The 25,226-nt window shown below is 69.8% G+C and carries 20 protein-coding genes; 9 read left to right on the top strand and 11 right to left on the bottom strand.

The window, feature by feature from the left end; all coding sequences use genetic code 11:
* Positions 1-36: 36 nt before the first annotated feature.
* Positions 37-456, top strand: coding sequence for a DUF6010 family protein (locus Vlu01_RS04485; protein WP_203994220.1), 420 nt, complete (start codon positions 37-39; stop codon positions 454-456).
* A gap of 20 nt (positions 457-476) precedes the next feature.
* On the opposite strand, the gene Vlu01_RS04480 is transcribed toward Vlu01_RS04485, so the two are convergent.
* The gene (locus Vlu01_RS04480) at positions 477-830 is read right to left on the bottom strand and encodes a PIN domain-containing protein (protein ID WP_203994217.1); all 354 of its coding nucleotides are present in this window, start codon (positions 828-830) and stop codon (positions 477-479) included.
* Between the two features lie 38 nt (positions 831-868).
* Here Vlu01_RS04480 and Vlu01_RS04475 point away from each other — a divergent pair, with 38 nt between their 5' ends.
* Entirely contained in the window at positions 869-1,324 is a 456-nt protein-coding gene (locus Vlu01_RS04475) for an HIT family protein (RefSeq protein ID WP_203994213.1), read from the top strand.
* Between the two features lie 158 nt (positions 1,325-1,482).
* Here the strand turns inward: Vlu01_RS04475 and Vlu01_RS04470 are convergent, their stop codons facing one another.
* Both Vlu01_RS04470 and nrdR read right to left on the bottom strand, forming a co-directional pair.
* The gene (locus Vlu01_RS04470) at positions 1,483-6,660 is read right to left on the bottom strand and encodes a vitamin B12-dependent ribonucleotide reductase (protein ID WP_239095690.1); all 5,178 of its coding nucleotides are present in this window, start codon (positions 6,658-6,660) and stop codon (positions 1,483-1,485) included.
* Between the two features lie 67 nt (positions 6,661-6,727).
* Positions 6,728-7,216, bottom strand: a complete 489-nt coding sequence (gene nrdR, locus Vlu01_RS04455) for a transcriptional regulator NrdR (protein ID WP_203994210.1) — start codon at positions 7,214-7,216, stop codon at positions 6,728-6,730.
* Between the two features lie 548 nt (positions 7,217-7,764).
* Between nrdR and lexA the strand changes: the two genes are divergently transcribed.
* Complete coding sequence (gene lexA / locus Vlu01_RS04450) at positions 7,765-8,547, top strand: transcriptional repressor LexA (RefSeq protein WP_203994206.1); 783 nt, start codon at positions 7,765-7,767, stop codon at positions 8,545-8,547.
* A gap of 51 nt (positions 8,548-8,598) precedes the next feature.
* Here the strand turns inward: lexA and Vlu01_RS04445 are convergent, their stop codons facing one another.
* Together Vlu01_RS04445 and hflX are read right to left on the bottom strand one after the other, a co-directional pair.
* On the bottom strand, positions 8,599-10,269 hold the full coding sequence (locus Vlu01_RS04445; protein WP_203994203.1) for an SMP-30/gluconolactonase/LRE family protein: 1,671 nt from the start codon (positions 10,267-10,269) through the stop codon (positions 8,599-8,601).
* Between the two features lie 64 nt (positions 10,270-10,333).
* Positions 10,334-11,782, bottom strand: a complete 1,449-nt coding sequence (gene hflX / locus Vlu01_RS04440) for a GTPase HflX (protein ID WP_203994200.1) — start codon at positions 11,780-11,782, stop codon at positions 10,334-10,336.
* A 176-nt stretch (positions 11,783-11,958) separates the two neighbouring features.
* Between hflX and Vlu01_RS04435 the strand changes: the two genes are divergently transcribed.
* Positions 11,959-13,425 (top strand): NAD-dependent malic enzyme, encoded by a 1,467-nt coding sequence (locus Vlu01_RS04435; RefSeq protein WP_203994184.1) that lies wholly within the window; start codon positions 11,959-11,961, stop codon positions 13,423-13,425.
* Between the two features lie 30 nt (positions 13,426-13,455).
* On the opposite strand, the gene dapF is transcribed toward Vlu01_RS04435, so the two are convergent.
* Genes dapF through Vlu01_RS04420 form a run of 3 tightly spaced genes read right to left on the bottom strand, consistent with a single transcriptional unit; the run spans position 13,456 to position 15,954 of the window.
* Complete coding sequence (gene dapF, locus Vlu01_RS04430; protein WP_203994504.1) at positions 13,456-14,301, bottom strand: diaminopimelate epimerase; 846 nt, start codon at positions 14,299-14,301, stop codon at positions 13,456-13,458.
* 7 nt (positions 14,302-14,308) lie between these two features.
* Positions 14,309-15,238 carry a tRNA (adenosine(37)-N6)-dimethylallyltransferase MiaA gene (gene miaA, locus Vlu01_RS04425; protein ID WP_203994501.1) on the bottom strand — a complete coding sequence of 310 codons (930 nt, stop codon included), beginning with the start codon at positions 15,236-15,238 and terminating at the stop codon, positions 14,309-14,311.
* Complete coding sequence (locus Vlu01_RS04420) at positions 15,223-15,954, bottom strand: class III extradiol ring-cleavage dioxygenase family protein (RefSeq protein ID WP_203994181.1); 732 nt, start codon at positions 15,952-15,954, stop codon at positions 15,223-15,225. The genes miaA and Vlu01_RS04420 overlap by 16 nt, the downstream gene beginning before the upstream one ends.
* A gap of 261 nt (positions 15,955-16,215) precedes the next feature.
* Between Vlu01_RS04420 and Vlu01_RS04415 the strand changes: the two genes are divergently transcribed.
* Both Vlu01_RS04415 and Vlu01_RS04410 read left to right on the top strand, forming a co-directional pair.
* Positions 16,216-17,424: a DUF349 domain-containing protein gene (locus Vlu01_RS04415; protein ID WP_203994165.1), complete on the top strand. Its 1,209-nt coding sequence runs from the start codon at positions 16,216-16,218 to the stop codon at positions 17,422-17,424.
* A gap of 404 nt (positions 17,425-17,828) precedes the next feature.
* Positions 17,829-19,262: a pectate lyase family protein gene (locus tag Vlu01_RS04410; RefSeq protein ID WP_203994162.1), complete on the top strand. Its 1,434-nt coding sequence runs from the start codon at positions 17,829-17,831 to the stop codon at positions 19,260-19,262.
* A 525-nt stretch (positions 19,263-19,787) separates the two neighbouring features.
* On the opposite strand, the gene miaB is transcribed toward Vlu01_RS04410, so the two are convergent.
* A complete protein-coding gene (gene miaB, locus Vlu01_RS04405; RefSeq protein ID WP_203994160.1) occupies positions 19,788-21,326 on the bottom strand; it encodes a tRNA (N6-isopentenyl adenosine(37)-C2)-methylthiotransferase MiaB in 1,539 nt (512 codons plus the stop codon).
* Between the two features lie 51 nt (positions 21,327-21,377).
* On the opposite strand from miaB, the gene Vlu01_RS04400 reads away from it, so the two are divergent.
* Positions 21,378-21,608: a DUF2277 domain-containing protein gene (locus tag Vlu01_RS04400; RefSeq protein WP_203994157.1), complete on the top strand. Its 231-nt coding sequence runs from the start codon at positions 21,378-21,380 to the stop codon at positions 21,606-21,608.
* A 6-nt stretch (positions 21,609-21,614) separates the two neighbouring features.
* Here Vlu01_RS04400 and Vlu01_RS04395 read toward each other — a convergent pair whose 3' ends face one another.
* Together Vlu01_RS04395 and selD are read right to left on the bottom strand one after the other, a co-directional pair.
* Complete coding sequence (locus Vlu01_RS04395) at positions 21,615-22,094, bottom strand: hypothetical protein (RefSeq protein WP_203994144.1); 480 nt, start codon at positions 22,092-22,094, stop codon at positions 21,615-21,617.
* A gap of 216 nt (positions 22,095-22,310) precedes the next feature.
* On the bottom strand, positions 22,311-23,300 hold the full coding sequence (gene selD / locus Vlu01_RS04390; RefSeq protein ID WP_203994140.1) for a selenide, water dikinase SelD: 990 nt from the start codon (positions 23,298-23,300) through the stop codon (positions 22,311-22,313).
* 188 nt (positions 23,301-23,488) lie between these two features.
* On the opposite strand from selD, the gene Vlu01_RS04385 reads away from it, so the two are divergent.
* Both Vlu01_RS04385 and Vlu01_RS04380 read left to right on the top strand, forming a co-directional pair.
* Positions 23,489-24,235: an amino acid ABC transporter ATP-binding protein gene (locus tag Vlu01_RS04385; protein WP_203994137.1), complete on the top strand. Its 747-nt coding sequence runs from the start codon at positions 23,489-23,491 to the stop codon at positions 24,233-24,235.
* 60 nt (positions 24,236-24,295) lie between these two features.
* Entirely contained in the window at positions 24,296-25,162 is an 867-nt protein-coding gene (locus Vlu01_RS04380; protein ID WP_203994134.1) for a glutamate ABC transporter substrate-binding protein, read from the top strand.
* Positions 25,163-25,226: the final 64 nt, after the last annotated feature.

Raw genomic sequence — 25,226 nt, 5'->3', positions numbered from 1 at the left:
GCTCGACACCGCCGCCGGCACCTAGATTCACCGCTCATGAACATCGTCGTGCCGCTGCTCATCGGCGTCCTCTACGTCTGCCTCAACTCGTTGATCCGGGAACCGCACCGCCGCCGCTTCAACGCCATCATGATCGCGGGGGCGGGCGCGGCGTACCTCAGCGGTGGAGGGCTCGGTGCGTGGGAGTTCCCGTTCGTGGCCGTGCTGGCCTACGTGGCCTTCCGGGGGCTGGAGTCGTGGCGGTGGATCGGCGTCGGCTGGCTGCTGCACACCGGCTGGGACATCGTGCACCACCTGAAGGGCAACCCGATCATCCCGTTCGCCCACGATTCGTCGTTCGGCTGCGCGATCTGCGACCCGGTCATCGCCCTGTGGTGCCTCACCGGTGGCTGGTCGGTGCGGGACCTGCCCCGCCTGCTGTCGGCACCGCCCGTCGTCGCTACCCGAACCAGGTGATCCCCTGCCCGGGACGTGGATCACACGTGGACCACAGCAATGCGCTGGTCCTTCGGCCGGTCCGGCTCCTCGACGAGTCGGCACAGGTCGTCCGGGTCGCTGGTCAGCAACACCACGGGACGCGTCAACTCCAGGGCCGTCGCGGCCACCACCGCATCGATGGCGCACCGATGCCCCGACAGGCCAGTTGCGCCGAGAAGTTCGCCCGCACGACGACCGAGTTCCGCACTCACCGGCTGCACGGTGATCCGAAACAACACCCGGTGCACGGGAGCGTCGCGAGGGCCGCCTCGCAGCACTTCGGTCAGGGCCAGCGCGCTGGCGATCACTTTGGCGCGGCGTTCGTGGGCGGTCTGCAGGTCCCCGACACGCACCAGGGTGACGGAGTGCCCCGAGGGCGCTACCTTCTGGCATGGACTGCTACGTGTGCCGCAGCGAGGAACGGTTCGACACTCTGCCGCCGCGGGAACGCGTTGACGCCGACCAGCACTGGCGGGTGGCGCACGCGTTCGACAGCCGGCTGCCCGGCTGGCTGGTGCTCGTACCCCGCCGGCACGTCACGTCGATCGCCGAACTGACCGACGCCGAGGCGGCCAGCCTCGGCACCTGGCAGGTCCGGCTCTCCCGGGCGCTGACCGCCGTCACCGGTTGTGTGAAGACCTACGTGATGCAGTACGCCGAACAAGCCGGCTTCGCGCACGTCCATTTTCACGTGGTTCCGCGCCTGGCGGACATCCCACTCGATCACCGTGGCCCGCGCGCCTTCGCCTACCTCCACGCGCCACCCGACGAACGTGTCCCCGAGTACGACATGGACGCCGTCGCCGTCGAGGTGCGCGCACACCTCACTACCGAATCCACCCCATGAAGCGCGGTGCAGCACACCAACCGGCACCTCACGCGCTCAGCAATAAGCGGACTAGAAGAATCTTGGTACGGAAGCGCCCTTGGGAGGGCAGTTTCGGTCCATGATCTCAACGAACGACAGAGCCCCGGGCGGTGATCGCCCGGGGCTTGTCGCTTTCGTCAGCTGCAGCCGCTGGTGGAGCCGCAGCCCTCGCAGACGTAGCAGCTACCGGCCGGGCGCATCTTCGTACCGCAGGTGAAGCAGAGCGGTGCGTCGGCGGCCTTGCCGATCACGGCCTCCAGCAGCTCGGTGCTGGAACCGACCGACGGTGCCGGCTTGACGGCGGCGACGTCGGCGAGTTCCTGAGCCGGCTGGGCGACCGGGCCGGGCTTCGGCTCCTCCGGCTTGCTCTCCACCGGGGCGGAGGCGGCCATCGCGGTCAGGTCGGTGCCGTTCGCCTCGGCCTCGGCCTCGGCGGCGAGCTGGGCGGCCCGCTCCTTGGCGGTGAAGATGCCCAACTCGGCACGACGCTCGTAGGGCAGGAAGTCCAACGCCAGGCGACGGAAGATGTAGTCCATCACCGAGGCGGCCATCCGCACGTCCGGGTCGTCGGTCATGCCGGCCGGCTCGAAGCGCATGTTGGTGAACTTGCTGACGAACGTCTCCAGCGGCACGCCGTACTGCAGGCCGATGGAGATGGCCACCGAGAAGGCGTCCATCACCCCGGCCAGGGTGGAACCCTGCTTCGACATCTTGAGGAAGACCTCGCCGAGACCGTCGTCCGGGTACGACGAGGCGGTGAGGTAGCCCTCGGCCCCGCCCACCGAGAAGGAGATGGTCTCCGACGGGCGCTTCTTCGGCAGCCGCTTGCGCACCGGGCGGTACTCGACGACCTTCTCCACCACCGGCGCGACGGCAGTGGCGGTCGTCTCCGGTTCGGCGGCCTTCTTCTTCGCCGCCGAGAGCGGCTGGCCGACCTTGCAGTTGTCCCGGTAGATGGCCAGCGCCTTGAGACCGAGCTTCCAGCCCTCGAAGTAGATCTTCTCGACGTCCTCGACGGTGGCCTGCTCCGGCATGTTCACCGTCTTGGAGATGGCGCCAGAGATGAACGGCTGGACCGCCGCCATCATCCGCACGTGACCCATCGGCGCGATGGAACGCTCCCCCATGGCGCAGTCGAAGACCGGGTAGTGCTCCGGCTTGAGGCCGGGAGCGTCCACCACGTGACCCTGGTCGGCGATGTGCTCGACGATCGCCTCGACCTGCTCCTCCGGGTAGCCGAGGGAGCGCAGGGCGCGCGGCACGGTCTGGTTGACGATCTGCATCGAGCCGCCGCCGACCAGCTTCTTGAACTTGACCAGCGCCAGGTCCGGCTCGACACCGGTGGTGTCGCAGTCCATCATCAAGCCGATAGTCCCAGTAGGTGCGAGTACTGCGGCTTGGGAATTGCGCCAGCCGAACTTGTCACCGATCTTGTTGCCTTGGGTCCACTGCTTGGTGGCCTCCCGCTGGATCGCGGTCGCCACGGTGCCGGCCGGCTTGATCTCGTCGTTCGCAGCGGCGTGCTTGCGCATCACCCGCTTGTGCGGCTCGGCGTTGCGGGCGTAGCCGTCGTACGCGCCGACGACACCGGCCAGCTCGGCCGAACGACGGTACGCCGTGCCGGTCATCAGCGAGGTGATCGCCGCAGCGACCGAGCGTCCCTGGTCCGAGTCGTACGGCAGGCCGGAGGCCATCAGCAGGGCACCCAGGTTGGCGTACCCGATGCCGAGCTGCCGGTACGCCCGGGTGGTCTCACCGATCTTCTCGGTCGGGAAGTCGGCGAAGCAGATCGAGATGTCCATCGCGGTGATGACGAACTCGACGCTCTTGACGAACTTCTCCACCTCGAAGCCACCGTCGGCGCGGAGGAACTTCATCAGGTTCAGCGAGGCCAGATTGCACGAGGAGTTGTCCAGGTGCAGGTACTCCGAGCAGTTTCGGACAACGACGCCATTGGCAATGTACGAGTGGTTGCGCGGCTCGGACAGGTTATACGTGGTCTCGACGCCGTCGAACTCGCGCTTCACCAGCGTCGCAGTCTGGTCCGTGCGGTAGAAGCGGTGCTCTCGCAGCCAGCCAGCGAGCCGCTCCGCCTTACGCGGGTGGGTGAACCCGATCGCGGCGACGAAGGTGGGGATGTTCGCTCCGGAAATCCGGAGATCGTAGAGCTGCCCGCCCGTGTACTCCCGTGACTCGCCCTGCACCGTGGTGTAGCTGAACCCGGTATCCCCCGGCCGACGGGTCGCGTAGATCCGACTGCCAACCCCGAAGCAGCTCAGCATCCGCTGCACGTCGCGAAGCAGCTCGATGGAGACCGAGCCGAGTCCGACGTAGCGGGTGGCGTTCGCAGTCTCGCCGGCACAGCCATCCGCGTCGAACAAGCCCCGGAGGAACTCCGCCTGAATCTCCACTGGGGCTTCCAGAACGGCCGCCGGGATCCGCTTATCGGCGGCCTTGCCGGTGCTGACCCCGAGCCCGCCCAGAAAGTCCACCACCGCTGCCCGACCGGCGCGCAGCTGGACGGTGCCGTTCGGCTGCTCTGACGGCTTCGGCGTGAACCCAAGGATCTCTGCGAGTTGCGCCTGGTGCCGGGGCAGGACCGCATCCCGGTCCTCGCTGCTGTAGATCCAGGTGGCGACCGGGTTGTCACCACGTGTCTGACTCCCGAGGCGCAGGCAGCCGTCACCGGTGAGCCAGCCCAACAGGTGAGCGAAATCCTCGGTCCACTTCTCCGGCAGCCGGGACTCCCGCTGCCACTTGGTGGCCACGACATCGCCTGGGGTAACCGACGTGCCGGGTCGCATGGCGAACGCGCGGGAAGCGGCTACCGCCGGGGTGGGTAGGTTGAGCGGCAGGATCCGATCCTCGCTGGTCAACTCCCGCGCCTCAACGTAGCCGCGGTTGGTGGTCCAGATCCGGTGGTTCGGCGTGCAGCGCAGTACCATGCCGTTGCTGAACTCCAAGCGCAGGATCTCATTCGTACCCGTGATCATCAATGCTTCGGGAGTGGTCAGCTCAATCCGATCGGCGGGTGCCTCGGGGTTGGTCGCGTCGTGGGTGTAAACACCGAACGTCTCCCCAAGTCGCGCCCGGTCGATCAGTGCGTCGAACCGGATGAGGCCCTTGTCGGTGTGTACGAGCGTGTCTGCGGTGAAGCACGGGTTCGACGCGGTGATCCGGCCGGTTTCCGGGCAGGTGTGCCAGTCGTTGATGGTGTCGTCGTACTGCAGGCCGGGGTCGGCGCACTCCCAGGCGGCCTGGGAGATGGTGCGGAACAGCTTCTTCGCGTCGACGGTGTCGATCACCGAGCCGTCGAGCCGGCCACGCAGGTCGAACGGGCCGTCGTTCTCCACCGCCGACATGAACTCGTCGGAGACCCGGACCGAGTTGTTGGCGTTCTGATACTGAACGCTGACGATGTCGGAACCGCCCAGGTCCATGTCGAACCCGGCGTCGCGCAGCGCGCGGATCTTGTCTTCCTCGCGGGCCTTGGTGATCACGAACTCTTCGATGTCGGGGTGGTCGACGTCGAGGATGACCATCTTGGCCGCGCGCCGGGTGGCACCGCCGGACTTGATGGTGCCGGCGGACGCGTCCGCGCCGCGCATGAAGCTGACCGGGCCGGAGGCGGTGCCGCCCGAGGAGAGCAGTTCCCGGGAGGAGCGGATCCGGGACAGGTTGACCCCGGAGCCGGAGCCGCCCTTGAAGATCAGCCCCTCCTCCTTGTACCAGTCCAGGATGGAGTCCATCGAGTCGTCAACGGAGAGGATGAAACAGTTGTGCACCCGCAGGTTGCCGGCGAGGAACTCGCCGCTCTCGGTCTGGATGTCGTAGACCTCCATCGAGCCGAGCGGCTCGATCCGGTCGATCTCCAGCCGCTTCACATCGGCGGCGGGCCGGCCCGGCTTGGCGAAGCTGGCTTCGAGCTTGGCCATCTTCTCCGCGCCGACGAAACCGATGTGGGTGGCGAACAGGTCCCGGTCACCGTCGTTCTGGATCCGGACGGACCAGCAGCCCTTGCGGTCCGGGCGCGGGTCGGCCTTGAACGACACCCGGGAGAAGATCCCGAAGCGCAGCAGCAGGCTCTGCACGCCGCGGATCAGTTCTTCCGAGATCATGTCCACCGCGACGAGCGTCGACCGCTCGCGCGCCGCGACGTAGCCCTCGGCCTGGAAAATGCTGCGCAGGTACGCCGCGACGACCGGCAACGGCGCAGTGAAGAGCCGCTCCGGCACCTCCATCTCGGTGCCACGGGTCAGCAGGTCCCACTTCTGCACGAACGGGCGCAGGTGCTCGCCGTAGAGGCGGGTACGCCGGCAGTCGAGGTTCTCGTCCTGGGTGGTCACCGGGCGTTCCTTGCGGTGCGCGTCGGGGAAGACCTCGTCCAGGGTGGTGGTGACCCAGTCCAGCTCGTCGTCGTCGACGGTCATCGCCTCGATCGTCAACGACCGGTTGGTGCCGTGGTCGTACTGGCCGACGAACCCATCGAACTGGAGCCATCCGGCGAGCGCGGCCTCGCGGATCTCCCGCAGGTCCAGTTCGCTCTCGCCGTAGGCGTACGTGCGGTGCCAGTCGAGCTTGTCGCCGGGATTGAGGGTGCCGGCCTCGACCCAGTGTCCGGTGCCGGGGCCAGTGCTCTTCCACACCACGTGGTCGGGCGTGACGTCGAGCGTGTAGCCCGCCTTGGTGTGCAGCCGGAGGACCTCGCGCACCCCGTTGGCCTTGACGGCGACGATGCTGGTCAGACCGTTGGCGTCGTACACCTTGGTCCCGACGGCGTTCTCCTCGACCAGCTTGCCGATCGGCACCAGCCCGGCCGGCGTGCTGACCAGGGAGTCGTACGGGAGACACGCGCTGACCTGCTGCGGCGAGGGCGTGCCGACGTTGAACCAGACCGGGGAGTTGAAGCTGAACACCTGGTGCAGCAGCATCCAGGTCAGCTCGTGGGCGAAGACCTCGGCGTCGGCCGGGGAGGCGAAGTAGCCGTACTCCTCACCGGCGGTGCGGTAGGTGGTGACCACCCGGTCGATCAGCTGCTTGAGCGACCACTCCCGTTCCGGGGTTCCCACCGCCCCCCGGAAGTACTTGGTGGTCACGATGTTGGCCGCGTTGACGCTCCAACTCTCCGGGTATTCCACCCCGCGCTGCTCGAAGTTGATCGAGCCGTCCCGCCAGTTCGTCATCACGACGTCGCGGCGTTCCCAGGCGACCTCGTCGTACGGGTGCACGCCCTCGGTCGTCCAGACCCGCTCGATCTTGAGCCCCGCGCCTGCCTTGCTTCGTGACCTGCTTGTCGTCACACCATCCCCCGGCATCTCATCCGCCCCCTCGTCCGCGCGGGTCCGCCGCGCGATCCGACTGTCACTGGTACTGCTCAGACATTCACTGCGCGCCGGCCGGCTCGGCTCCGGCACCGTCGCGGGCGCGCGCGGCTGCTCTCAGCGTCTCGATCTCCCGCTCGAAGTCGGCGAGTGAGTCGAACGACCGGTAGACGCTGGCGAACCGCAGATAGGCGACCTCGTCCAGGTCCCGCAGCGGGCCCAGGATGGCCAGCCCCACCTCGTGGCTGGGAATCTCGGCGGCCCCCTTGGCCCGGACGGTCTCCTCGACCCGCTGCGCCAGCAGCGCGATCGAATCCTCGTCGACCGGCCGGCCCTGGCACGCCTTGCGCACCCCGCCGATGATCTTCGTCCGGCTGAACGGCTCGGTCACACCGCTGCGCTTGACCACGGCGAGCACCGCCTCCTCGACGGTGGTGAACCGCTTGCCGCACTCGGGACAGGCCCGCCGTCGCCGGATCAGCTGGCCGTCGTCGGCCTCCCGCGAGTCGACCACCCGGGAGTCGGCGTGCCGGCAGTACGGACACCGCATCGCGCGACCTCCTTGATCGACCAGGGTCCAGCCGACCCACTCCCGGGCACGCCTCAGCAAGCCGGACCCATCCCCGCAGGATGGCCCCGGCTCGGCGGTGCGGGAGTGCGGTCGGTAGTCGAACCCAACCTGTAGGCAACTTACGCCCATGTGACTACTACATCTAGGGGTTGACCGTATGTCGCTGACGATCCGGGGTCAAGTTGGCCGGCGTGTCCGGCGCGTCACGGTGAACCTCACCGGCACCAGCATGGTTTCGCAACCGGAGAGCCCAACGCGGACCGGCGGCGCGGGTTACCACCCACCGGTCGCCGCGCCGACAATTCCTTTCGACTCGAACAGTCGTACTATTTGTCAGGCAGGCCGGAGGAGGTGCTGGATTTCCGCGCCAACACGCCACAACAGGTCGTACAGATGTTTGAAAAAGACCGATCTCACCTATACGGTCATGAACAGCCGGAGGCGACCATGGTCGACCCACCGGTCAACAGATCACCGTGCGCACCACGAGCCGCCGAGGCACTCAGCGCCGACCAGGGAGGACGGACGTGACCGAGGACCGGGCCAACCGGCCACAGAGCCCGCAGCAGAGCATCGAGGCGGGTCCCCAGGCCGCCCGACGCCGCAGCGTCGCCCGCGCCCGTTCCGGCCAGCCGGCGGTGCGCCCGGTGACCTCGGTGGTCAGCGGCTTCCCCGAACCGGCCACGGTAGATCTGACCGCTCGACAGCGGCGCATCCTGGACTTCATCCGCACCTGGGTCGAGCGCCACGGTTACCCGCCGAGCGTGCGCGAGATCGGTGAGGCGGTCGGGTTGGTTTCCCCCTCCAGCGTCGCCTACCAGCTGAAAGAGCTGGAGAAGAAGGGCTTTCTGCGGCGCGACCCGAACCGGCCGCGCGCGGTCGACGTCCGTTCTCCGAGCGACGTGGACGACGAGCTCAGCCGCTCTCAGCGGCCCACCCCGGCCTATGTGCCGATGCTCGGCCGCATCGCCGCCGGTGGGCCGATCCTCGCCGAGCAGTCGATGGAGGAGGTCTTCCCACTCCCCCGCGAGCTGGTCGGCGAGGGCGAGGTCTTCATGCTTCAGGTCAAGGGTGACTCGATGCTCGACGCGGCGATCTGCGACGGCGACTGGGTGGTCGTCCGGCAGCAGCCGACCGCGGATTCCGGTGAGATCGTCGCCGCCATGCTCGACGGCGAGGCGACCGTGAAGACCTATCGCCGCCGTGACGGCCACGTCTGGCTGATGCCGCAGAATCCGGCTTTCGATCCGATCCCCGGCGACGACGCCACCATCATGGGCCGGGTGGTGGCGGTGCTACGCCGCATCTGACCCGGCCGATCCAGGACCGGTGCTGACCCGAGGTCGGTACCGGTCGCCAGGTCAGTACCGGTCGCCCCGGTAACCGTAGTTGCCGCCACGCACCTGGCCGTGCGGCTCGCCGTCGTCCTCCCGGTAGCGACCGGAACGTCGCCCCCGGTAGTCGGGCTCGGCCGGGCCACCCCGTCGAGGTGGCTCCGCGCGGCCGCTCCCGCCCGGCTGTCCGCCGGCGCGTCCACCGCCGCCGCCGTAGACACCGCCACCGGAACGTCCGCCGCCGCTGGCCGGTCGACCGCCGCCGGGCCTGCCGTAGACGGGGGCACCCTCGCCGGGCCGGCCACCGCCGTACACACCACCACCGCCGCCCTGACCTGGGCGGGCACCGTTGCCGCCGTAGACACCGCCCGGGCGGGCGCCACCACCGGGCCGTTCGCCGGCCGGCGAGCCGCCGTAGACGCCATTGCCCGACGCCCCGCCGTACACCCCGCCCCGGCCCGGCGCCGGGCCGTTTCCGTCGCCTTTGCGGCCCGGAGCATCGGCGTCATCGTCACCGTCGCGCTTCCGGCCGCTGGGTGCCGGACGCTTGCGGGCGCGCAGGATGCCGAAGATGCCCGCGCCGACCAGCAGGGCTCCGATCACACCGACCCCGGCGATCAGGTACATGATGTCGGTCGGGGTCAATCCGTCGAGGAACGACTGCCCGGATTTCCGCGCGGCGTCAGGGTCGTTGGCCAGGGCCTTCGGACCCTCCGTGGAGGGGGTGTAGCTGAGGATGTTGACAGGGTCGTCATCCTCCAGATGGCCGGCGTCGGAAACGGTCAGGAACGTCTTGCCGTCGGTCGAGTAGGCGATCGCCTCGCCGAACGGGTCGGCCAGGGCGGTGACCCGAGGCGTGGCGGTGGTGATGGCGCCGACGATGTCGCCGTTCTGGACGTCGTACTCGAAGGCGTCGGCGTAGGTACGCAGGACCACCCGCGAACCGTCCAGGGATCGGGCCGCACCGGTGATCGCGACTCGACCGAAGGTGCTCAACGGGTTCTCGGTGTCTGTCCTCGGCAGTTCGACGTCGCCGAGCTTCTTCATCGGCACCGGCTCGGTGTCGCCGGTCTTGAGCGGCCCGTCCGGGGTGAAGATCTCGGCCTTGCCGGCGGTGACCTTGGTAATGATCAACGGCATCTTGTCGTCGCCGATCAGCAGCGCCTCGGCGTCGCGCGGCTTGCCGTCCGGGTAGGACAGCCGGTGCAGCTTCGGTTGGCTGCCACCGCCGACCGGCATGCTCCAGACCGCCACCTGCTTGCGACGCTCACGGCTGGTCACGTTGTCGCCGGTGTCGGCGATCCACAGCGTCTTACCGTCCGGTGAGACGGCGAGATCCTCGGTGTCGTACGGTCCACCGCCGGAGTAGGGGACCTCGCGAACGACCTGGCAGTCCTTGTTGAGGTAGAAGACGCGCTTACGGTCGTCCCGCTCGCTGCTGTCATTGATGACGATGTAGCCGTTCTTGGTCACCACCAGGCCGGAAAGTTCACGCAGCCGCGGGTCGGTGATCGAGCACTGCTTCTTACCCGCCGCCATGACCGGAGGCCCCATGACGGCGGCCGGAGGGGCCGCCGCCACGGGAGATGCTGCCTTGGCGGGCGTCGAGCCGGGCGCGACGAGCGCGGCACCGGCGACCGCCACGGTGGCCCCGACCAGGCCGAGGGCAGCCGTGACGGAGGAAACAGTGCGGAGCATGAAAGAAGTGTCGCATGCCGCAGGTTTCCTTCGGGTGACGCGGCAGTCCGGTCACGACTGACGGTCACCCGGCGGTACGGACCGCCTGCGCTGTGTCGTGGTACGGGGCCAGTTCGGCCGCGAGTGCCTCGTTGACCCGTACGTGCAGCATCGTCCCCTCCGGTAGGTGGGCGGTGCTGAGCACCTCGCCCTGCCGGTGCAGCCGGGCCACCAGGTCGCCCCGGTCGTACGGCAGCACCACGCGTACCTCGACCGCCGGGCGGGGCAACCGCCGCTCGATCGTCTCACGGAGGTCGTCGAGGCCCCGGCCGCTGTGCGCGGAGACGAAGACCGCCTCGGGCCAGAGACGCTTGAGTCGGAGCAGGGTCTCCTCGTCGGCAGCGTCGATCTTGTTGACGACGAGCAGCTCTGGCAGCCGGTCGGCGCCGACCTCACCCAGCACTTCGCGGACGGCCCGGACCTGCTCCTCCGGATCGGGGTGTGCGCCGTCGACCACGTGCACGACCAGATCCGCCTCGGCGACCTCTTCCAACGTCGACCGGAACGCCTCGACGATCTGGTGCGGCAGGTGCCGGACGAAACCCACCGTGTCGCTGAGGGTGTAGACCCGCCCGTCGGAGGTGGTGGACCGGCGGGTGGTCGGGTCGAGCGTGGCGAACAGCGCGTCCTCCACCAGCACACCCGCCCCGGTCAGGCGGTTGAGCAGGCTGGACTTTCCGGCGTTGGTGTAGCCGGCGATCGCCACCGCGGGCACCGCGTTGCGGGTACGGCGGGCGCGCTTGGTCTCGCGTACCTTCCGCATGGCCTTGATCTCCCGACGGAGGCGGGAGATCCGATGGCGGATGCGCCGCCGGTCGGTTTCCAGCTTGGTCTCACCTGGGCCACGCACGCCCACGCCACCGCCGGCGCCGCCACCCCGGCCGGACCCGCCGGTCTGCCGGGACAGCGTCTCACCCCAACCGCGCAGCCGGGGCAGAAGGTATTCCAGCTGGGCCAGTTCGACCTGCGCCCGGCCCTCCTTGCTCTTGGCGTGCTGAGCGAAGATGTCGAGGATCAGCGCGGTGCGGTCGACCACCTTGACCTTGGTGCGCTGCTCCAGGTTGCGTAGCTGGGACGGGGACAGCTCACCGTCGCAGATGACCGTGTCGGCACCGGCGGAGAGCACCACCGCGCCGAGGTCGTCGACCTTGCCGCGACCGATGTAGGTCGCCGGGTCGGGACGGTTGCGCCGCTGGATGAGCCCTTCGAGCACCTGCGACCCGGCGGTTTCCGCCAGCGCGGCCAGCTCGGTGAGGGAGTTCTCCGCGTCGGCCTGGGTGCCCTCGGTCCAGACGCCGACGAGGACCACCCGCTCCAGCCGGAGCTGCCGGTATTCGACCTCGGTGACGTCGGTCAGCTCGGTGGAGAGGCCGGGGACCCGTCGCAGCGCCTGCCGTTCAGAGAGCTCGTACTCGCCGGTGGTGGTGTCGAGCTCGTCGTCGGGGATGGGAACGTAGGTCTCCTGGTCTCGCAAGCGATCTCTCCTGTCCGTTCTGTGCACGTACCGAGCAATCCTGACATGTGTCAACGCCCGCTGCACCTGGTATATGCCCACCTGCGAACCGACGGGGAGTGGGGGCGGCTACCGGCTGCCCGCAGCGGGCGGGTAGAAATGCGGACGAGCCGTTCAGCGCCGACGGAGGGACCTGCGTGGCCACCACCCGACTGCCCAGTGCCGGATTCTCGATCACCATCCGGATCGCCGTGCCCGCCGATGCCTCCTCGATCGGCCGACTCACCACCTCGGTCGGTGAGGCCGGCGCGGTCGTCACCGCGCTGGACGTGGTCGATTCCGACCCGACCTGTGTGATCGTCGACCTGACCTGCGACACCGCCGACGCCAGCCACGCCGACCAGGTGGTGATCGCGCTCCGGGCGCTCGACGGTGTCGACGTGCGCAAGGTTTCCGACCGCACTTTCCTCCTGCACCTCGGCGGCAAGATCGAGGTGAGTCCGAAGGTCGCTCTGCGGAACCGGGACGAGCTTTCTCGCGCGTACACCCCGGGGGTGGCCCGGGTCTGCCAGGCGATCGCCGACAACCCCGCCGACGCCCGCCGGCTGACCATAAAGCGCAACACGGTCGCGGTGGTCAGCGACGGCTCGGCGGTGCTGGGGCTGGGCAACCTCGGTCCCGCCGCCTCGCTGCCGGTGATGGAGGGCAAGGCGGCGCTGTTCAAGCGCTTCGGCGGGGTGGACGCCTGGCCGGTGGTGCTCGACACGCAGGACGCCGACGAGATCGTCGCGATCGTCAAGGCGATCGCCCCTGCGTACGGCGGGATCAACCTGGAGGACATCGCGGCACCGCGTTGCTTCGAGATCGAGGCCCGGTTACGCGAGGCGCTGGACATTCCGGTCTTCCACGACGATCAGCACGGCACCGCCATCTGCGTGCTGGCCGCACTGACCAACGCGCTGCGCGTCGTGGGCAAGCAGTTGGCGGACGTGCGGGTCGTGGTTTCCGGGTGCGGCGCGGCAGGCACCGCGATCATGAAGCTGCTGCTGCGCCAGGGCGTCGGTGACATCGTCGCGTACGACCGGAAGGGCGCCCTGCACCGTGGCCAGGCCGACCTCAACCCGGCGTGGCGGTGGCTGGCCGAGAACACCAACCGGGACGGCTACTCGGGTGACCTGCCAGGTGCGTTGGCCGGTGCCGACGTCTTCATCGGGGTGAGCGCCCCGAATCTGCTCAGCGGCGACGACATCGCCACGATGGCGAAGGACGCCATCGTGTTCGCGCTGGCGAACCCGGACCCGGAGGTCGACCCGCGGGAGGCTCGCCAGCACGCCGCGGTCGTCGCCACCGGCCGCTCGGACCAACCGAACCAGATCAACAACGTGCTCGCCTTCCCCGGTGTCTTCCGCGGCATGCTCGACGCGCACGCCGAGGAGTTCACCGAGGAGATGGCGATCGCCGCCGCCCAGGCCATCGCGGACGTGGTGGGCGAGGACAAGATCAACCCGACGGTCATCGTGCCCAGCGTCTTCGACGTCCGGGTGGCTCCGGCGGTCGCTGCGGCCGTACGGGCTGCCGCCCAGAACCCGACCCCGCCGCCCGCCGCCGACCCGGGCCCGGCCGACCTCCCCGAGATCGCCGCCTCCGCCTCCGCCACCCCCTGATCCTCCCCGCACCCAACTGGGTGGGGTGGGTCAGGGGCGCAGGGCCGGGAGGGTGAGCTGACCGGTGGCCACGAGGACGGCGGGGCCGGAGAGCCAGCAGGAGTTGGGCGTGACGGTCACGGTGAGACGGCCGCCGGGGACGTCCACGGCGACAGTGCCGGTCTCCCGGTCGATGTCGCGCAGCGCCACGGCGGCGACGGCGCAGGCGCCGGTGCCGCAGGACAGCGTCTCGGCGGAGCCGCGCTCGTAGACGCGCATCAGCGCGTGCGCGTCGACACCGGCAACTGGCGCCCCGGCGGTGGTGAACTCGACGTTCACCCCGTTGGGGAAGACCGTCGGGTCGACGTCAGGGGCCCGGGTCAGGTCCAGCCCGGCCAGGTCCAGCCCGGCGGGTACCGGGCAGACCAGGTGAGGGTTGCCGACGTCGACCGCCGTGCCGGGCAGGGTCAGCCCGCCCAGGGCGGCAGCGGAGGCGGCGTACAGCCGGGGGCGCTGCATCTCGACGGCGATGGCGTCGCCCTCGACCGTCGCCCGCACCAGGCCGGCCCGGGTGGCCACCGGCAGGGCGGAGTCGGCCGGTACGGCCAACCCCATCTCCACCAGGTACCGGACGAAGACCCGGGCACCGTTGCCGCACATCTCGGCGAAGGAGCCGTCGGAGTTCCAGTAGTCCATGAACCACTCGGCCTCACCGGCCAGGTCGGCGCCGTCGGCGTGCTTCGCGGCGCGGACCACCCGCAGCACGCCGTCCCCGCCGAGGCCACGTCGCCGGTCGCAGATCGTCGCCACCAGCTCCGACGTCAGGTCGAGCACGCCATCCGGGTCCGGCAGGATCACGAAGTCGTTGCCGGTGCCGTGCCCCTTGGTGAACTCCACTCCCCCATCATCGCGCAGTCTCACCGAGAATCCGCACGGCGGCCCCGACCACACCCGGGTCAGCCGAGTCGAGCCAGTGCACGCGCGGATCACGCCGGAACCAGGAACGTTGGCGACGGACGAAGCGTCGGGTCGCGCGGATCGTCTCGTCGTGCGCCTCGGTCTCGGTCAGCTCCCCGCTCAGGAAACGCAGCACCTGCTGGTAGCCGAGCGCCCGGCTCGCGGTACGCCCCTGCGACAGGCCGCGCCCGACCAGTTCCCGGGTCTCCGCGACCAGCCCGTCGGCCCACATCCGATCCACCCGGACCGCGATCCGCTCGTCGAGCAGGGCAGTGTCCAGGTCCACACCGATCTGCACCGCCGGGTAGTAGGGCGTGGGCTCCGGCAGCGCCGCGGTGAACGGCTTACCGGTCAGCTCGATCACCTCCAGCGCACGCACGATCCGACGGCCGTTGCCCGGCAGGATGCCGGCCGCCGCGGTCGGGTCGGCCTCGCGCAGTCGCGCGTACAGCGGCGCCGGCCCGAGCACCGCCAACTCGCTTTCCAGGCGCTGCCGCAGCGCGGGATCGGTGCCGGGAAACTCGAACTGCTCCAGCACCGCCCGGACGTAGAGCCCGGACCCACCGACCAGCAGTGGTACTCGGCCCCGGGCGAGGATGTCGTCGACCGCCTCCCGGGCCAGCCGCTGGTACTCCGCGACGCTGGCCGGCTCGGTGACCTCCCAGATGTCGAGCAGGTGATGCGGCACGCCGTCGCGTTCCGCAGCGGTGAGCTTCGCCGTACCGATGTCCATGCCCCGGTAGAGCTGCATCGAGTCGGCGTTGACCACCTCGCCGTCGAGCGCGTGCGCAAGCGCGATGCTCAGGGCGGATTTGCCCGCCGCCGTCGGCCCGACCACCGCGACCACGACGCCCGGGATGCTCACGGCCGCTCCCAGCTCGCCACGAGGTAGCCCACTCCGTAGGGCGCGGCGTGGTAGCGCAGCTCACCGCGCCACGGGCCGCCCGCCGCCCGCGCCGCACCGGCGAGCACCTGCCACGGCGCCCGCCCCGCGACCCGGAGCTGCGCCGACAGGCCCGGGTCCAGGCCGAGCAGGGCGTCGAGGTCCGCGTCGGCCAGGGCCCGCGCGACCGTCTCGTCGTACGCCTCGGCGCGCGGATCGGAGTACCCGGGTGCCTTCTCACCCCGGCAGGCCGAGCCGTCCCCCATCACCAGCAGCGCCCACGGCTCGTGCGAACCGAGCCGGGCACCGAGGTCGGCACAGGTCTCGACCGGGTCGTCCGCCCCCACCGTCTTCATCCGCCAGGTCATGCCGCCGGTCCCGGCCACCGAACGCCGGCCGAGCAGCCAGGCGCCGACCAGCAGGCTGAGCGGGAGGTGATCGGTGCCCACCAGCCCGTCGGGGTGGTTCCCCAGGCGTACCTCCAGTGGCATTCCCCAGGGGGCGAAGCTGCCCCGGAACGGAAAATCGAGATCGGCCCTGTGATCGCCGGCGCCGATCACCAGGACGCTCTGCGCTCCCGAGTCGAGCAATCGGGCGACGGCGACGTCACAGGCGGTGCGCAGATCGTCCAGCTCGGACGCGGCGGCACCGGCGATCTCGGGAACGAGTAGCGGCGGATGGGGGCAGACGGCGGCGGCGACCAGTGGCACCAGGCAACCGTAGCGGCCTGCCTACCGCCGCGTGCCGCGCCACCCGACGGGACAAACCGCGCGTACGTTGGGTCGTACGGGCCAACGCGGCACGCCGCTCGGATGGTGCAGACCGCCCCTAGGACACCGTATGGTCACGGTCGGCGATAGGCGCTCGACGCGGACCGGGGCGCACCTGTGACAATGCCCGGAGAAACTTGGCTGCGCCGTGGCGGCATCCGGGAGACTGCTCCCTGGTGCCGGGAGAACGAGGATGGGCACATGAGCGACTGGACTGCCTTCGGACGGGTGGACGCGGACGGCACCGTTTACGTCAAGACCGCCGAGGGCGAGCGGGTGGTCGGATCCTGGCAGGCAGGGGCACCGGAGGAAGGACTGGCACACTTCGCACGCCGCTTCGCCGACGTCGTGACCGAGGTGGACCTGACCGAGGCACGGCTCAAGTCCGGGGCGGCGGACGCCAACCATTCGCTCGCCACCATCCGGCGGATCCGCGCCTCCCTCGCCGAGGCTCACGTCGTCGGTGACATCGATGCCCTGGCGACCCGGCTCGACAAGCTCGCCACCGTGGCCGAGGAGAAGGCCGGCGAGGCGCGGGCAGCGAAGGAAGCCGCCCGCGTCGAGGCTCTCGCCCGCAAGACCGCTCTGGTGGAGGAGGCCGAGAAGCTGGCGGCCGAGTCGACGGGCTGGAAGACCGCCGGGGATCGGCTCAAGGAAATCCTCGACGAGTGGAAGACCATCCGGGGGGTCGACAAGAAGACTGACGGCGAGCTGTGGAAGCGCTTCGCCGCCGCACGCGACGGCTTCACCCGCCGCCGAGGTGCCCACTTCGCCTCACTGGACGCGCAGCGCAAGCAGGCGCAGACGGTCAAGGAGGAGTTGGTCGCGGAGGCCGAGAAGATCGCCGAGTCTACCGACTGGGCGGCGACGGCCAACCAGCTCAAGGACCTGATGACCCAGTGGAAGGCGGCGCCGCGCGCTTCGAAGGAGGCCGAGCAGCGGCTCTGGGAACGGTTCCGCGCCGCCCAGGACGCCTTCTTCAGCCGGCGTAGTGAGGTCTTCTCCGCCCGCGACAACGAGCAGCGCGCCAACCTGGAGCGCAAGCAGGCGCTGCTCGCCGAGGCCGAGGCGCTCGACATCGACGGCGACCCGAAGGGCGCCCAGGCGAAGCTGCGGGAGATCCAGGCGCAGTGGCACGAGGCCGGCCGGGTGCCGCGCGAGGCGGCCGCCGGTCTGGAACGCCGGCTGCGCGCGGTCGACGAGAAGGTCCGCGAGGTGATGGACTCGGCGTGGCGGCGCACCAGCCGGGAGGACAACCCGCTGTTGGCTCAGATGCGTTCGCAGGTCGCGGAGGCTGAGGAGCGGTTGGCCCGGGCGCAGGCTGCCGGCGACGCCCGGCGGATCAAGGAGGCCGAGCAGGCGCTCGCCTCGAAGCGCCAGTTCCTCCAGTTGGCCGAGCAGGCCGGCTGACCTGTCTGGCCGATGCCCCCGGTTCTCCCTCACAGGAGGCCGGGGGCATCGCCATTTTCGCAGGTCCCGGCGATGTTAGCGTACGACATTTACATCGACGTGGATCTGTGGTTACCTGGGAAAGCGCTTGCCCTCTCGTCGGGTGAGGCGCGGGAGCCAATCCGACCGATTCAGCAACGGCAGGGCGCATCCTGCGACCGCCACGGCCTCGCTGCCGCCGGGCACGGCAGCCCACCGTCGTGGCGCACCCCTCTGCCGACCGCACCAGGTGACACATGCGGGCGTCCGCCACGGGCACGCCATCCGCGGTGGCCGCCCACGTCATGGGCGGGCCTTCCTCGCCGGTCCCACGGTGCGCCGACCCGCCACCTGATCCGTCCCACTTACCGATGAGGAGAACGACCGTGCTTGCAGACGTCAAGCCGCGCCTGGCCCGACGGCTGGCGGTGCTGGCCGCGACGGCCGTCGCGCTGCCCGCCGCCGCCGTCGCGGTGACCGTCACCCCGGCCGCCGCAGCCACCGTCGACACCGGTGCCTACTACGTGTTCGTCAACCGCCACAGCGGCAAGGCCATGGACCTCTGGAACTGGTCCACCGCCGACGGCGGAGAGATCCGGCAGTTCACCCGCCTCGACGGCAACAACCAGCAGTTCCAGTTCGTCGACGTGGGCAGCGGCTACTACCAGCTGCGCAACCGGCACTCCGGCAAGGTCGTGACGGTGCCCAACTCGAACGACGGGGTGCAGATCACCCAGGTCACCGCGAGCAACGACACGAAGCAGCACTGGGCGCTGCGCGACTCCGCCAACGGCGACGTGCGGTTCATCAACCGGCACAGCGGCAAGGCGCTCGACCTGTGGGAGTGGTCCACCGCCGACGGCGGGATGATCTCGCAGTACGCCGACCTGGACGGCACCAACCAACGGTGGCAGTTGGTTCGGCTGGGCGGCGGCACCACTCCCCCACCCAACCCCGCCCCGCAGACCGGCCTGGTCGGCTGGGCCACCCAGAACGGCGGCACCACCGGCGGCGGCAACGCCGGCACCACCACGGTCACCAGCGCCTCGGCGCTGACCAGCGCGCTCAACTCCAGCAGCGCGGCGGTGATTCGGGTCTCCGGCACCATCAACTGCTCGGGAATGCTGCGGGTCCGCTCGAACAAGACGATCCTCGGCAACTCCGGCGCCACGATCGCCGGCTGCGGATTCACCATCAACGGTGACCGCAACGTGATCATCCGGAACCTGACCTTCCGGAACTGGAGCGACGACGCGATCAATGTGGAGCAGTCGGCCACCAACATCTGGATCGACCACAACACCTTCACCGCCGGATACGACGGCGCGGTCGACATCAAGCGCGGTTCCGACTTCATCACCGTGTCCTGGAACCGCGTCTACGGTCACGACAAGACGATGCTGCTCGGGCACAGCGACGACAACGCAAGCCAGGACGTCGGGCGGCTGCGGGTGTCGTACCACCACAACTGGTTCGACGGCAGCAACCAGCGCAACCCGCGGGTCCGCTTCGGCAACCCGGTGCACGTCTACAACAACTACTACAGCAACGTGCGCGGCTACGGCGTGGCGTCCACGATGAACGCCGGGGTGCTGGTCGAGGGCAACTACTTCGAGAACACTCCCGACCCGTACCACCTGGGTGAGGGCAGCTCCGGGCCGGGCTCACTGGTGGCCCGCAACAACCACTTCGTCAACTCCGGTGGCGGGCAGACCGGCGGCAGCGTGGCCGGCATCCCCTACTCGTACACCCTGGACAGCGCGAGCAGCGTCAAGTCGATCGTGACGGGCGGCGCGGGCGCCGGTCGGATCTCGGTCTGACCGCGCGGTAAGGGCCTGTGTCGAAGTCCTCGGTCGAGCCGAGGCGGCGCCCGGTCGGTGCCGGCCAGGCGGCGCGCGAGCCCGCCGACAGGCCGGCCCCGGACTTCGACACAGGGCCCCGGGCTGCGTGGGCGCGGCCCGCATTCGGGGCCCGCCGGGTGTGGGTGGTGGACCCTTTGCTCTGCTTCACTCCACGCAATGGTTTGCCGCCTCACCCATTGCTTGGGTTGAAGCAGAGCAAAGGACGCCAAGTGGTGGGTGGTTTGCCCGGCCCGACACGCCGCCGGACAGCAGCACTCGGAGCCTGCGGGTCTCGTGGGTCAGGGTTGTCGGGCCAGGCCGACGATGGTGGCCAGGCGTGCGACGTCGGCCGCTGCCGGTCCGCGTTGGACGACCTGGGCGAGGAGAGTACGGGCGACCGGACGGCCACGGGCCTCGGCGGGCGCGATCCGGTCGGTTGTCCTCTCGACCGACGTGACCGCCGAACCTGCGGGCGCTCAAGCCGGAAGAACGGCCCGACCTGACTCAGTGCGTGACGGTACAGCCGGTGGTCGGCGCGGGCGTCGCGGCCGGGACGCCGAGCGTGGGCAGCCCGAGCAACACCCCTGGGGTACGCGGTGACCGCCCGGCCTCGGCCGCGTCACCGGCCCGGGTACGCCGGTGCGACAGCGGCTCGCCGTCGGCGTTGAGGTGGTGCGGCGCGGCGTAGGTGACCGTGGTGTGCACGATGTCGCCCGGCCGGATCGCTCCGGCGAACGAGCCGGCGTCGCCGGGCTGGCCGTTCGCTGCGGCTGCGCCCGTCGCGAAGTGCACCAGGCGGCCGTCGCGGGCCCGACCCGACATCCGGCCGGTCCGCTCGTCCTTGCGGCCCTCGCCGACGGCGACCAGCACTTCGACCGGCTTTCCGACGAGCTTCTTGTTCTCCGCCCAGGTGATCTCCTCGACGCAGGCGATCAGCCGCTCGTAGCGCTCCTGCACGACCTGCTTGGGCAGCTGACCGTCCATCGTCGCGGCCGGGGTGCCGGGGCGCTTCGAGTACTGGAAGGTGAAGGCGGAGGAGAATCTTGCCGCGCGGACCACGTCCAGGGTGCGCTCGAAGTCGGCCTCGGTCTCGCCGGGGAAACCGACGATGATGTCGGTGGTGATCGCCGCGTCTGGCATCGCCGCGCGGACCTTCTCGATGATCCCGAGATACCGGTCCGACCGGTACGACCGGCGCATCGCGCGCAGCACGTCGTCCGAGCCGGACTGCAACGGCATGTGCAGCGAGGGGCAGACGTTCGGCGTCTCCGCCATCGCCGCGATCACGTCGTCGGTGAAGTCCTTCGGGTGCGGGCTGGTGAACCGGACCCGCTCCAGCCCGTCGATCTCGCCGCAGGCGCGCAGCAACTTGCCGAAGGCGTACCGGTCGCCGAACTCGACGCCGTATGAGTTGACGTTCTGCCCGAGCAGGGTCACCTCCAGCACGCCCTCGTCGACGAGCGCGCGGACCTCGCTGAGGATGTCGCCGGGTCGGCGGTCCTTCTCCTTGCCGCGCAGCGACGGCACGATGCAGAAGGTGCAGGTGTTGTTGCAGCCCACCGAGATCGACACCCAGCCGGCGTACGTCGACTCGCGGCGGGTCGGCAGGGTCGACGGGAAGACGTCGAGGGCTTCGAGGATCTCCACCTCGGCCGCGGTGTTGTGCCGGGCGCGCTCCAGCAGCACCGGCAGCGAGCCGATGTTGTGGGTGCCGAACACCACGTCCACCCAGGGTGCCCGGCGGACGATGTCGCCGCGGTCCTTCTGGGCCAGGCAACCGCCGACGGCGATTTGCATCCCCGGGTGCCGGTTCTTGACCGGACGCAGGTGACCGAGGTTGCCGTACAGTCGGTTGTCCGCGTTCTCGCGGACCGCGCAGGTGTTGAACACCACCACGTCGGGGGTGTCGTCGGCCTCACCGGCGCGGACGTACCCCGCCTGCTCCAGCAGGCCGGAAATGCGCTCGGAGTCGTGCACGTTCATCTGGCAGCCGTAGGTGCGCACCTGGTAGGTGCGCGGGCCGCTCGCCGCTGCGGTAGTCATGACGTGCACAGCGTAGCCGGGTCCGGAAATCCGACGGAACGAGGAGAAGCCATGTGCCGCAGCATCAAGACCCTCCGTGAGCCGTACACCCCCGAGGTCACCGACGCGGACGTGCGAGCCGCGGCGTTGCAGTACGTCCGCAAGATCTCCGGATTCCGGGCACCGGCCGCGCACAACGCCGAGGCGTTCGACGCCGCGGTGGCCGCGGTGGCCACTGCCACCCGTACCCTGCTCGACGACCTGGTCGTGCGCGGCGGCACGCGACCGTCCGCCGCGTCGTAGGACGCCTCAGGCGGCGGCGAGGGCGGGGTTGACCGAGTCGGGGGCCCAGCGGGAGCGGTGGCAGCGCGACCAGCCTCGGCAACGCGGATCAGCCTCGGTGCAGAGCCGCCGGTCGCTGAGCACCTCGCCGTCGTCGGTCTCCCGGACGTCGAAGTGCACCGGGCGGATGCTGCCGTCGGGAGCGACCAGCAGGTGCCGGGTCTCGTCGAGCGTGTCGTCACGCAGCAGGCAGTTGCGGCCGAGCAGCCGGGCCAGCGCCGCGATGCTGGGCAGTTCGGGCAGTTCGTCAGGCACCCCGTAGCAGTCCACGATCGTGGCGAACTCCCCCGGCGCCTGCCAGACGTCGCAGACCACCGCGTACGCCGGCAGTCGGAGTGGATCCGCCACCGCCAGCGGCATCACCACCCGACCGAGCGCATCGGCCAGCGCCGGGTAGACCTCCACCGGTCGTACCTGGTCGATTCTCCAGTTCCACAGCTCGGTCATGCCGTCTCCTCGCTGTGCTCGTCCCTACTGGCCTCCGGATCGGGCCTTACCGACGATGGTGCGGGGCATTTGCCCCCAGGAGTGGGCAAGTTACCGGTCTGTGACCATTCTGGCCTAAATTTCCCCGAGCATCATCGCTCTGGGTAGCAGGAAGATGACAGTTTATCGGGTATGGTGCGCGCACCCACGCAGCGGCACGCGCGCTCGAACGTCGGATCAGCGCAGCACGATCCGGTGCTCGCCCCCGGGCAGCAGCTCACCGATCACCGGAGCACCCGGAATCTCACCGGCCACCAGCAGCCCACCAGAGGTCTGCGCGTCAGCCAGCAACAGCCGGTCCGGCTCGGCCGCCGCACCGAAATCGGTCCACGGCGTCACCCACTCCAGGTTGCGGCGGGAACCGCCGCTGACGTAGCCGTCGCGGACCGCCTCACGGGCACCGGCCAGGTACGGCACCCGAGCGACGTCGATCGCCACGGTCACCCGGCTCGCCCGAGCGAGCTTCGCCGCGTGACCGAGCAGCCCGAAGCCGGTCACATCGGTGCCGCAGCGCACACCGGCCGCCACCGCCGCCTGGGCGGCGTCCCGGTTCAGGGTGGTCATCGCCGCCACCGCCTCCGGGAAACTCTCGCCGGTGCTCTTGTGGCGGGTGTTGAGCACACCGACGCCGAGCGGTTTGGTCAACGACAGCGGCAGCCCGGGCCGCCCGGCGTCCAGGGTGATCAACTCTTCCGGCCGGACCAACCCGGTGACGGCCAGGCCGTACTTCGGACCGTCATCGTCGACGCTGTGCCCGCCGGCCAGATGGCAGCCCGCCGCGCGCGCCACGTCCAAGCCGCCGCGCAGCACCTCCCGCGCCAACTCCAGTGGCAACGCTTCCCGGGGCCAGCAGAGCAGGTTGAGCGCGACCAGCGGGTTGCCGCCCATCGCGTACACGTCGGACAGGGCGTTGGTGGCGGCGATCCGACCCCAGTCGTACGCGTCGTCGACCACCGGTGTGAAGAAGTCGGCGGTGGTGACCAGGCCGGTGCGCTCGTCCAACCGGACCACCGCGGCGTCGTCGCCGTGGTCGAGCCCGACCAACAGCTCGGCGGTGCCGGCAGCGGGCCCGAGACCGGCGACCATCGCCTCCAGTTCACCGGGCGGGATCTTGCAGGCACATCCGCCGCCCCGGGCGTACCGGGTCAGCCGCACAGGCTCGGTCACCCCCTCATGATCTCCATCCCGAGGGCGGGACGCCAGCCGGACGAGTCAGGTTCGGACGCCGGAGTCGGATCGTCGATGGTGTTACCGCTCCGTGACCATCTCGGTTGTGTTCTGCCACGTCACCCCGCTTACAGTGGCCGCTACCGGGGGTCGACCGACTCCCGACAGCGACGAGGAGGACAGGCCACGTGGCGACGGGCGAACCGCTCATCGTGCTGGACTCGGTCAACAAATGGTTCGGGCCGTTGCACGTACTGGACGACGTCTCGCTGTCGGTGGGGCGGGGCGAGGTGGTCGTGGTGATCGGCCCGTCCGGCTCCGGCAAGTCGACGCTGTGCCGCACCATCAACCGGCTGGAGCCGATCAATTCCGGCACCATCACCTTCAACGGTCGGACGCTGCCGGCCGAGGGCAAGGCGCTGGCCAAGCTGCGCAGCGAGGTCGGCATGGTGTTCCAGTCGTTCAACCTCTTCGCGCACAAGACGATCCTGGAGAACGTCACCCTCGGTCCGATCAAGGTCCGCAAGGACAAGCCGGCGGCGGCCCGCGAGCGGGGTCTGGCCCTGCTCGACCGGGTCGGCATCGCCAACCAGGCCGACAAGTACCCGGCCCAGCTCTCCGGCGGCCAGCAGCAGCGCGCCGCGATCGCCCGGGCGCTGGCCATGCAGCCCAAGGCGATGCTCTTCGACGAGCCGACCAGCGCGCTCGACCCGGAGATGGTCGGCGAGGTGCTGGACGTGATGACCTCCCTCGCCCGCGACGGCATGACGATGGTCGTGGTCACCCACGAGATGGGTTTCGCGCGGCACGCAGCCAACCGGGTCATCTTCATGGCCGACGGCAAACTCGTCGAAGATGCCGCTCCGACGGAGTTCTTCGCGAACCCGCGCAGCGAGCGTGCCAAGGACTTTCTCTCCAAAATCCTCACCCACTAGGCGTCCGGTAGTGGAGCGGGCCGTGACCCGGCCGGCTCCAGTCGAAGAAGGAGAACAGGTATGCGTATGAAGCGGATGGCGGCGATCGCCGCCGTTGCCGGCCTCGCGGTCGCGATGGCCGCTTGTGGCGGGGACAGCGACGAGGGCGGTTCCGGCACGGGCGCCAGCGGCATCGTCGGCAAGGCCGAGAACCAGAAGAAGCTGGTCATCGGCGTCAAGGCCGACCAGCCGGGCCTGGGTCTGCAGACCGGCAGCCAGTACGAGGGCTTCGACATCGAGCTCGCGAAGATCATCGCGAAGGGTCTCGGCGTCGAGGAGGGCAACATCGAGTGGAAGACCACCGTGTCGGCCAACCGTGAGCCCTTCATCGAGCAGGGCACCGTCGACTTGGTGCTGGCCACCTACACCATCAACGACGAGCGTAAGCAGAAGGTCGGCTTCGCCGGCCCGTACTACCTCGCCGGCCAGGACCTGCTGGTGCGCGCCGACTCCGACATCACCGGGCCGGAATCGCTGGAGGGCAAGACGGTCTGCTCGGCGACCGGCTCGACTCCGGCCAAGCGGATCCAGGAGGATTACCCGAAGGCCCGGCTGCAGCAGTTCGACGCGTACTCGAAGTGCCTGCCGCTGCTGGAGAACGGCCAGGTCGACGCGGTGACGACCGACGACATCATCCTGGCCGGTTACGCCGCGCAGGACCAGTACGCCGGTAAGTTCAAGGTCGTCGGCAAGACCTTCTCGGACGAGCCGTACGGCATCGGCATCAGCAAGAACGACACCGCCGGCTGCGAGAAGGTCAACGAGATCCTCAAGGCCGCGGCCGAGGACGGCAGCTACAAGGCCGCCTGGGATGCCACCCTGGGCAAGAGCGGCACCCCCGCGCCCGAGCTGGACACCACCAAGCTGACCCACTGCGGCGCAGCCTGACCGGCACCGGAGCCGGCACCCCGTGCGGGTGCCGGCTCCGGCCTGTCACCGGCCGCCGCCCCGT

It is taken from the genome of Micromonospora lutea (assembly GCF_016863535.1).
GTDB classification, from domain to species: domain Bacteria; phylum Actinomycetota; class Actinomycetes; order Mycobacteriales; family Micromonosporaceae; genus Micromonospora; species Micromonospora lutea.
This window is presented reverse-complemented; position numbering and strand designations above follow the sequence as displayed.

Bases quoted from the DNA above. Each gene is read 5' to 3' on its own strand.
- Vlu01_RS04485 (WP_203994220.1), top strand. From the start codon at position 37: ATGAACATCGTCGTGCCGCTGCTCATCGGCGTCCTCTACGTCTGCCTC.
- Vlu01_RS04475 (WP_203994213.1), top strand. From the start codon at position 869: ATGGACTGCTACGTGTGCCGCAGCGAGGAACGGTTCGACACTCTGCCG.
- Vlu01_RS04470 (WP_239095690.1), bottom strand. From the start codon at position 6,660: ATGCCGGGGGATGGTGTGACGACAAGCAGGTCACGAAGCAAGGCAGGC.
- nrdR (WP_203994210.1), bottom strand. From the start codon at position 7,216: ATGCGGTGTCCGTACTGCCGGCACGCCGACTCCCGGGTGGTCGACTCG.
- Vlu01_RS04445 (WP_203994203.1), bottom strand. From the start codon at position 10,269: ATGCTCCGCACTGTTTCCTCCGTCACGGCTGCCCTCGGCCTGGTCGGG.
- Vlu01_RS04415 (WP_203994165.1), top strand. From the start codon at position 16,216: ATGAGCGACTGGACTGCCTTCGGACGGGTGGACGCGGACGGCACCGTT.
- miaB (WP_203994160.1), bottom strand. From the start codon at position 21,326: ATGACTACCGCAGCGGCGAGCGGCCCGCGCACCTACCAGGTGCGCACC.
- Vlu01_RS04400 (WP_203994157.1), top strand. From the start codon at position 21,378: ATGTGCCGCAGCATCAAGACCCTCCGTGAGCCGTACACCCCCGAGGTC.
- Vlu01_RS04395 (WP_203994144.1), bottom strand. From the start codon at position 22,094: ATGACCGAGCTGTGGAACTGGAGAATCGACCAGGTACGACCGGTGGAG.
- Vlu01_RS04380 (WP_203994134.1), top strand. From the start codon at position 24,296: ATGCGTATGAAGCGGATGGCGGCGATCGCCGCCGTTGCCGGCCTCGCG.